Source organism: Pseudomonas sp. (genome assembly GCF_026224925.1).
In the GTDB taxonomy this organism is placed as follows: domain Bacteria; phylum Pseudomonadota; class Gammaproteobacteria; order Pseudomonadales; family Pseudomonadaceae; genus Aquipseudomonas.
Map to the genome: position 1 here is coordinate 1 of NZ_JAMFRV010000693.1, position 8,063 is coordinate 8,063.

9 protein-coding genes are annotated in these 8,063 nt (G+C 55.2%); 8 read left to right on the top strand and 1 reads right to left on the bottom strand.

The window, feature by feature from the left end:
• A partial coding sequence (gene map, locus M0974_RS28955) for a type I methionyl aminopeptidase (RefSeq protein ID WP_297845154.1) occupies positions 1-566 on the bottom strand: 566 nt, incomplete at its 3' end.
• 337 nt (positions 567-903) lie between these two features.
• On the opposite strand from map, the gene rpsB reads away from it, so the two are divergent.
• The 8 genes from rpsB to rseP form a co-directional block, all read left to right on the top strand.
• A complete protein-coding gene (gene rpsB, locus M0974_RS28960; RefSeq protein ID WP_219061233.1) occupies positions 904-1,647 on the top strand; it encodes a 30S ribosomal protein S2 in 744 nt (247 codons plus the stop codon).
• A 182-nt stretch (positions 1,648-1,829) separates the two neighbouring features.
• A complete protein-coding gene (tsf, locus tag M0974_RS28965; protein ID WP_297845155.1) occupies positions 1,830-2,693 on the top strand; it encodes a translation elongation factor Ts in 864 nt (287 codons plus the stop codon).
• A gap of 204 nt (positions 2,694-2,897) precedes the next feature.
• The gene (pyrH, locus tag M0974_RS28970; RefSeq protein WP_003440426.1) at positions 2,898-3,641 is read left to right on the top strand and encodes a UMP kinase; all 744 of its coding nucleotides are present in this window, start codon (positions 2,898-2,900) and stop codon (positions 3,639-3,641) included.
• Positions 3,638-4,195, top strand: coding sequence for a ribosome recycling factor (frr, locus tag M0974_RS28975; RefSeq protein WP_297845157.1), 558 nt, complete (start codon positions 3,638-3,640; stop codon positions 4,193-4,195). Before pyrH ends, frr begins: the two co-directional genes overlap by 4 nt.
• Positions 4,196-4,211: 16 nt before the next feature.
• Complete coding sequence (gene uppS, locus M0974_RS28980) at positions 4,212-4,967, top strand: polyprenyl diphosphate synthase (RefSeq protein WP_297845159.1); 756 nt, start codon at positions 4,212-4,214, stop codon at positions 4,965-4,967.
• Positions 4,967-5,782 (top strand): phosphatidate cytidylyltransferase, encoded by an 816-nt coding sequence (locus M0974_RS28985; RefSeq protein ID WP_297845160.1) that lies wholly within the window; start codon positions 4,967-4,969, stop codon positions 5,780-5,782. Before uppS ends, M0974_RS28985 begins: the two co-directional genes overlap by 1 nt.
• Positions 5,779-6,969, top strand: coding sequence for a 1-deoxy-D-xylulose-5-phosphate reductoisomerase (gene ispC / locus M0974_RS28990; RefSeq protein WP_297845161.1), 1,191 nt, complete (start codon positions 5,779-5,781; stop codon positions 6,967-6,969). Before M0974_RS28985 ends, ispC begins: the two co-directional genes overlap by 4 nt.
• A gap of 40 nt (positions 6,970-7,009) precedes the next feature.
• Positions 7,010-8,063 (top strand): RIP metalloprotease RseP (gene rseP, locus M0974_RS28995; protein ID WP_297845163.1); only part of this gene is annotated, 1,054 nt, incomplete at its 3' end.

Below are 8,063 nucleotides of genomic sequence, written 5' to 3' on the forward strand. Positions count from 1 at the left end.
CCCGCTTGGCCATAGTGCAGCACTTGCGGTTCTTCATGGAATACCGTGCCGATGCCGTGACCGCAGTATTCACGGACTACAGAAAAACCGTTCTTTTCCGCGTGCTTCTGGATGATTTCGCCAATATCGCCAAGGCGGGTGCCCGGTCGAACGATCTCAATGCCTTTGTACATGCATTCCTGGGTGATCTTCGACAAGCGCTCGGCCCACTCGGGTACTTTGCCCACGTGGAACATTTTGCTGGTATCGCCGTGGTAGCCATCCTTTATGACCGTAACGTCGATATTTAGCACATCGCCATCCTTGAGCGGCTTCTCGTTAGGGATGCCGTGGCACACAACGTGGTTGATCGAGGTGCAAATCGATTTGGGGAAGCCTCTGTAGTTCAGAGGGGCCGGGATCGCCTTTTGTTCGTTGACGATAAAGTCATGGCAGATGCGGTCCAGCTCATCGGTGGTGACGCCAGGCTTGACGTAGCTGCCGATCATTTCAAGTACGTCGGCGGCGAGGCGGCCGGCGATGCGCATCTTTTCGATGTCCTCATGGGTCTTGATGGTGACAGTCATAAGATTCTCTCGGCGCGACGGGCGCGCGGCTATAACGTGTAAAAACGTGATTCTAACAGACCGTCAGGCCCGAGGTGATCATCGCTTTTTTCACTCTATATAAAAGAAGAGGCATCCGGGGTCTCAATTGTCGTCGCAAAGCACGTTTTCAGCGGTTCTTATTTCGGGTTTCGTTATCCCGCCTTTTGTGATATAAAATGCGCCGCTTTCCGGGGTCTGTCCCAGGAGCTTAAACCCACACACGTGTCGACACGATGACCTGGGTGCCCTCAGCTTGAAGCTGTTGGTTGGTCATTGGGATACGTGGAGGCCTAACCCGACTTATCAAGGAACTATCATGTCCCAAGTCAACATGCGCGATATGCTGAAAGCTGGTGTCCACTTCGGTCACCAAACCCGTTACTGGAACCCGAAAATGGGTAAATACATTTTCGGCGCACGTAACAAGATCCACATTATCAACCTTGAAAAAACCCTGCCTATGTTCAACGAAGCTTTGGCTTTCGTTGAGAAACTGGCTTCGGGCAAAAACAAGATTCTGTTCGTCGGCACCAAGCGTTCCGCTGGCAAGATCGTCGCTGAAGAAGCTGCACGTTGCGGCTCGCCTTACGTCGATCACCGCTGGTTGGGCGGTATGCTGACCAACTTCAAAACCATCCGTGCCTCGATCAAGCGTCTGCGTGAGCTTGAAATTCAGGCAGAAGACGGCACGTTCACCAAGCTGACCAAGAAAGAGGCGCTGATGCGTACTCGCGATCTGGAAAAGCTGGACCGTAGCCTGGGTGGTATCAAGGACATGGGCGGTCTTCCTGACGCACTGTTCGTCATCGACGTTGATCACGAGCGCATCGCGATCACCGAAGCCAACAAACTGGGTATCCCGGTTATCGGCGTAGTCGACACCAACAGCAGCCCTGAAGGCGTTGACTACATCATCCCAGGTAACGATGACGCCATTCGCGCCATTCAGTTGTACATGGGTTCGATGGCAGACGCGGTTATCCGTGGTCGTAACAACGCTAATGGCGGCACCGACGTATTCGTCGAAGAGGCTCCAGCAGCAGCAGTAGTGGAAGGCTGAGTAGCAAACGCCTAGCGTTTACTCAGTACGCAAAAAGGGGGCTTAGCCCCCTTTTTGCCACCTCGAAAACCATGTTGGCGCCGCCTGCAGTCATGAGCCGCAGCCAGCAAGGGTTTTCAAGAATTTGAACGCCCGTTTGCTCGGGTGGAATGGTTTAAGACCTATCCAAGAGGAATTTTGAAATGGCAGAAGTTACTGCGGCGTTGGTTAAAGAACTGCGCGAGCGCACCGGCGAAGGCATGATGGATTGCAAAAAGGCCCTGACCAAGGCTGACGGCGATATCGAAAAAGCCATCGACGATATGCGTGCATCCGGCGCTATTAAAGCAGCTAAAAAAGCAGGCAACATTGCTGCTGAAGGCTCGATCAGCATCAAAGATGATGGCAAAGCTGCCGTTATCGTTGAAGTGAACTCGCAGACTGACTTCCTGGCTCTGCAGGACGACTTCAAGTCGTTCCTTGCCGCCAGCGTAGAAAAAGCATTCGCTGACAAACTGACCGACGTTGCTCCACTGATCGCCGCTCAAGAGCCTGATCGTTTGGTACTGGTTGGTAAAGTAGGCGAGAACGTCAACATTCGCCGTCTGGCGCGTATTGAAGGTGACGTTGTAGGTTCGTACCTGCACGGCAACAAAATCGGTGTTGTGGTCGCTCTGAAAGGCGGCACCGTCGAGCTGGCTAAAGACATCGCCATGCACGTTGCTGCCAGCGCTCCTGAGTTCTTGCTGCCTACCGAAGTTTCCGCAGAAGCCATTGAACGCGAGAAAGGCGTGTTCATGACCCTCAACGAAGACAAGATCAAAGGCAAGCCACCTGAAATCGTTGAAAAAATGGTTGCAGGTCGTATCAGCAAGTTCCTCGCTGAAGCCAGCCTGGTCAATCAGCCGTTCGTGAAGAACCCTGAGCTGACCGTTGGCGCATTGGCCAAGCAGGGCGGCGCTGAAATCGTTTCCTTCACTCGCTTTGCAGTGGGCGAAGGCATCGAGAAGCCAGTAGATAACTTCGCTGAAGAAGTTGCTGCACAGTTGGCTGCCAGCAAGAAATAAGACGGTTTTTCACTGTCTCAACGAAGAGGCTGCCCGCTTACGCGCGCAGCCTCTTCGTCAAATAGGTAAAACGAATTTGTTTTCCTTTGGGAAGTGGCTTACAAGGCTGCATCCTTCTGACGCTGTCGCAGCGTCAGCTAGAGTTAGCGCAGGCTGAAAACAGCCTCGCACAGAATTTTTTAAACGCCGCAGGAGAGATTCGCAATGGCTCAGCAGGGCAGTGGTTATCAGGCTCGCTATAAACGCATTCTACTCAAGCTTAGCGGCGAGGCCCTGATGGGCTCGGAAGAGTTCGGCATCGACCCAAAAGTCCTTGATCGTATGGCCCTTGAAGTCGGCCAACTGGTCGGAATTGGCGTGCAGGTCGGGCTAGTGATTGGTGGCGGCAACCTGTTTCGTGGGGCTGCATTGAGTGCAGCTGGCATGGATCGGGTCACGGGCGACCACATGGGCATGCTGGCCACTGTGATGAATGCTTTGGCCATGCGCGATGCGCTGGAACGTGCCAATATTTCTGCCATCGTGATGTCGGCAATTTCCATGGTTGGCGTGACTGATCATTACGATCGTCGCAAAGCCATGCGTCACCTGAATGCCAAAGACGTAGTGATTTTTGCTGCCGGTACCGGTAACCCTTTTTTCACAACCGATTCGGCAGCCTGTCTGCGGGCTATCGAGATTGACGCAGACGTAGTGCTAAAGGCAACCAAGGTGGATGGCGTTTACACTGCGGACCCGTTCAAAGACCCGCATGCCGAGAAGTTCGATCATCTGACTTACGATGAAGTGCTGGATCGCAAATTGGGTGTGATGGACCTGACGGCCATTTGCCTGTGCCGTGACCACAAGATGCCGTTGCGCGTATTTAACATGAACAAGCCCGGCGCCCTGCTGAATATTGTGCACGGTGGCGCTGAAGGAACCCTGATCGAGGAAGGCCAACAATGATCAATGAAATAAAAAAAGACGCTCAGGCGCGTATGCAAAAAACGCTGGAGTCGCTGGCTCATGCTTTTAGTCGCATCCGCACCGGCCAGGCCCACCCAAGCATTCTGGGTGGTGTGATGGTGCCGTATTACGGCGCTGATACTCCACTGAATCAAGTGGCGAACGTTACGGTCAAAGACTCACGTACCCTGCAAGTTGTGGCTTTCGAGCGCAATATGCTGGGGGCGGTCGATAAAGCTATTCAGAGCTCGGGCCTGGGTTTCAATCCGACCAACCTCGGTGAGCTGCTGTTGATCTCCATGCCTGCGCTTACTGAAGAAACCCGCAAGGGTTTTACCAAGCAGGCACGTGATGCTGCGGAAGATGCGCGGGTGGCGGTGCGTAACATCCGTCGCGATTCGTTGAGTCAGTTCAAGGATCTGATCAAAGAGAAAGAAATCAGCGAAGACGAAGAGCGTCGCGCTGCAGATGACATCCAGAAACTGACCGATAAGTTCGTGGCGGATATCGAAACTGCTGTGAAGCAAAAAGAAGCGGACCTGATGGCCGTATAAAGGGTCAGTGCGTTTTATGGATAAGACCAAACAGGCTGTGCTGTCACCGGTACCGCGACATGTCGCGATTATCATGGACGGTAATAATCGTTGGGCGAAGAAGCGTCTGTTGCCCGGTATCGCCGGGCATAAAGCGGGCGTGGATGCGGTTCGCGCAGTCATAGAGGTTTGCGCTGAAGCCAAGGTCGAAGTGTTGACCCTGTTCGCTTTTTCCAGTGAGAACTGGCAGCGCCCGGCCGAGGAGGTTGGGGCGCTGATGGAGCTGTTCTTTACGGCTTTGCGCCGTGAAACGCGGCGCCTTAACGAAAATTCCATCAGTTTGCGAATCATTGGCGACCGTTCGCGGTTCCACCCTGAGTTGCAAGCTGCCATGCGCGAAGCAGAAACGCGTACGGCGGGCAACGATCGCTTTGTACTGCAGATTGCTGCCAACTATGGCGGTCAGTGGGATATCGCCCAGGCGGCGCAACGCCTTGCGCGGGAGGTTCAGGGCGGTCATCTGCGTCCAGAGGACATTACCCCGGAACTCCTGCAAACCTGCCTGGCAACCGGCGATTTGCCGTTGCCGGACCTGTGCATCCGTACCGGCGGTGAGCACCGCATCAGCAATTTTTTGCTGTGGCAACTTGCCTACTCCGAGCTGTATTTCTCCGACCTGTTTTGGCCGGACTTCAAACACGAAGCCATGCGCACTGCGCTGGCAGATTTTGCTTCTCGCCAACGTCGCTTCGGTAAAACGAGCGAGCAGATAGAAGCTGGAGCCCGGGCTTAATGCTGAAACAAAGAATCATCACCGCACTGATCCTGCTGCCTATTGCTCTGTGCGGATTCTTTCTCCTCGAAGGTGGAAGCTTCGCCGTTTTCATCGGTGTTGTTGTGACACTGGGTGCTTGGGAGTGGGCGCGGCTGGCAGGTTTCTCCACTCAGGTTGCACGCGTCGCTTACGCTGCGGTCATCGCTGCGTTGCTGCTGCTGATGTATGTGTTGCCTGATTTGGCACCCTGGGTCCTTGGGGCTTCGGTGCTGTGGTGGATACTGGCAACTTTTCTCGTGCTGACGTTTCCTCGAACCAGTACTCATTGGTCCAGCGCCGCGTGCAAGCTGGTGATCGGCCTACTGATTCTATTGCCTGCATGGCAGGGGTTGGTGTTGATCAAGCAGTGGGACCTGGGTAATTGGCTGATCCTGTCGGTGATGGTGTTGGTGTGGGGTGCGGATATAGGTGCCTATTTTTCTGGCAAGGCTTTTGGCCGGCGCAAGCTCGCGGCCAAGGTCAGTCCCGGTAAAAGCTGGGAAGGCATGTTTGGCGGGTTGATCGCCAGCCTATTGATCACTGCCGTTGTCGGTTCGTTTCGCGGCTGGTCGGGTTCGCAGTTTCTCCTCGGTTTGCTTGGTGCCGCAGTGGTGGTGTTGATTTCGGTGGTGGGGGACTTGACTGAAAGCATGTTCAAACGTCAGTCCGGCATCAAAGACAGCAGCAACCTGCTTCCGGGGCATGGCGGCGTGCTGGATCGCATCGACAGCCTGACAGCGGCGATCCCGGTTTTCGCGGTACTTCTGTGGGCTGCCAATTGGGGTGTCATGTGATACGACCACAGCAAATAACTGTCCTGGGTGCTACCGGCTCGGTCGGACTCAGTACGCTGGATGTCATCGCTCGGCACCCAGAACTGTATCAAGTCTTCGCGTTGACGGGCTTCAGTCGTTTAAAAGAACTGCTGGCCCTGTGCGTGCTTCATTCGCCACGGTTTGCAGTGGTGCCGCAGCAGGAACTCGCGCGCAACTTGCAAGATGCGCTCGCCGCAGCGGGTCTGGACACGCGCGTGCTGGTGGGGGAGAGCGGTTTATGCGAAGTCGCGGCTCATCCGCAAGTTGATACAGTGCTTGCAGCCATCGTAGGGGCAGCAGGTCTGCGTCCTACCCTGGCGGCAGTGGAGGCGGGTAAGAAGGTCCTGCTGGCCAACAAAGAAGCGCTGGTCATGTCCGGTGCTTTGTTCATGCAGGCAGTGCACCGCAGTGGCGCTGTGCTGTTGCCGATCGACAGTGAGCACAACGCAATTTTCCAATGCCTGCCTGCAGACTACTCCAAAGGGCTGGGCACAGTCGGTGTGCGCCGCATACTGCTGACCGCTTCTGGCGGTCCGTTTCGCGAAACCCCGCTGGCAGACTTGATGAGCGTTTCGCCGGAGCAGGCCTGCGCCCATCCGAATTGGTCAATGGGACGCAAGATTTCTGTAGACTCCGCCAGCATGATGAATAAAGGCCTCGAACTGATCGAGGCGTGCTGGTTGTTCGATGCACGGCCGAATCAGGTTGAGGTGGTTATTCATCCGCAAAGCGTCATTCACTCCATGGTCGATTACGTTGATGGCTCAGTGTTGGCGCAGTTGGGTAACCCGGACATGCGCACACCCATTGCTCACGCGCTGGCCTGGCCGCGACGGATCGATTCAGGGGTTGCGCCGCTTGACCTGTTCCGTATTGCGCGTCTGGATTTTCAGGCGCCAGATGAACATCGTTTTCCATGCCTGCGGTTGGCGCGTCAGGCGGCTGAAGCCGGAAACAGTGCCCCGGCCCTGCTGAACGCAGCCAATGAGGTGGCAGTGGCAGCGTTTCTTGATAGGCGCATCCGCTATCCAGAGATCGCGAGTATTATTGATGAGGTTTTAAATCTTGAGCCTGTCATTGCAGTAGAAGAATTGGATGCTGTATTCGAGATCGACTTGAAAGCGCGCACGCTGGCTGAGCACTGGCTCAGTCGCAGCGGGCGATAAAGGCACCTGGCAACGGCACAGGCCGGCACGGAGGAAGTTGATGAGCGCGCTCTATATGATTGTTGGCACCCTGGTCGCACTGGGTGTGCTGGTGACCTTTCACGAATTTGGCCACTTTTGGGTGGCCCGGCGGTGTGGCGTCAAAGTTTTACGTTTTTCGGTAGGTTTTGGTATGCCATTGCTTCGTTGGCATGACCGTAAGGGCACTGAATATGTGCTCGCGGCCATTCCTTTGGGCGGTTACGTAAAAATGCTCGATGAGCGTGAAGGCGAAGTGCCTGCGGATCAGGTCCACCAGTCATTCAACCGCAAAAGCGTTTATCAGCGTATTGCAATCGTGATTGCCGGACCGGTCGCCAATTTTTTGCTGGCGATTGTATTTTTTTGGTTTTTGGCGATGCTTGGCAGTCAGCAAGTGCGCCCGGTCATTGGGGCCGTTGAGGCGGGCAGCCTTGCTGATAAGGCAGGGTTGAGCTCCGGTCAGGAAATTGTCGCCGTCGATGGCGAGCCAACGTCTGGCTGGGCCGCAGTGAACTTGCAGTTGGTTAGGCGTCTGGGTGAGAGCGGTACGATTGCCTTGCAGGTCCATGAGCATGGCTCGACGGTCGATTCTCCACGCCAGTTGACCCTCGTCAACTGGCTCAAAGGCGCTGATGAGCCCGATCCGATTCGTTCGTTGGGTATTCGTCCGTGGCGTCCAGCCTTACTGCCGGTACTTGCAGAACTTGATCCAAAAGGCCCAGCGCAAGCCGCTGGTCTGAAGATGGGTGACCGATTGCTGGCGATTGACGGGCAACCGTTGAGCGATTGGCAACAGGTCGTCGATTCGGTTCGCCTGCGTCCTGATTCAAAAATTTCGTTGCGTGTCGAGCGAGATGGTACTCAACTGGATGTGCCACTTACCCTTGCTACAAAGGGTGAAGGCAAGGCTGCGACCGGCTATCTAGGGGCTGGCGTCAAGGGTGTCGATTGGCCACCCGAGATGTTGCGCGAGGTCAGTTACGGGCCTTTGGCCGCCATTGGCGAGGGCGCTAAACGCACTTGGACCATGAGCGTACTGACCCTTGATTCGCTGCGAAAAATGTTGTTCGGCG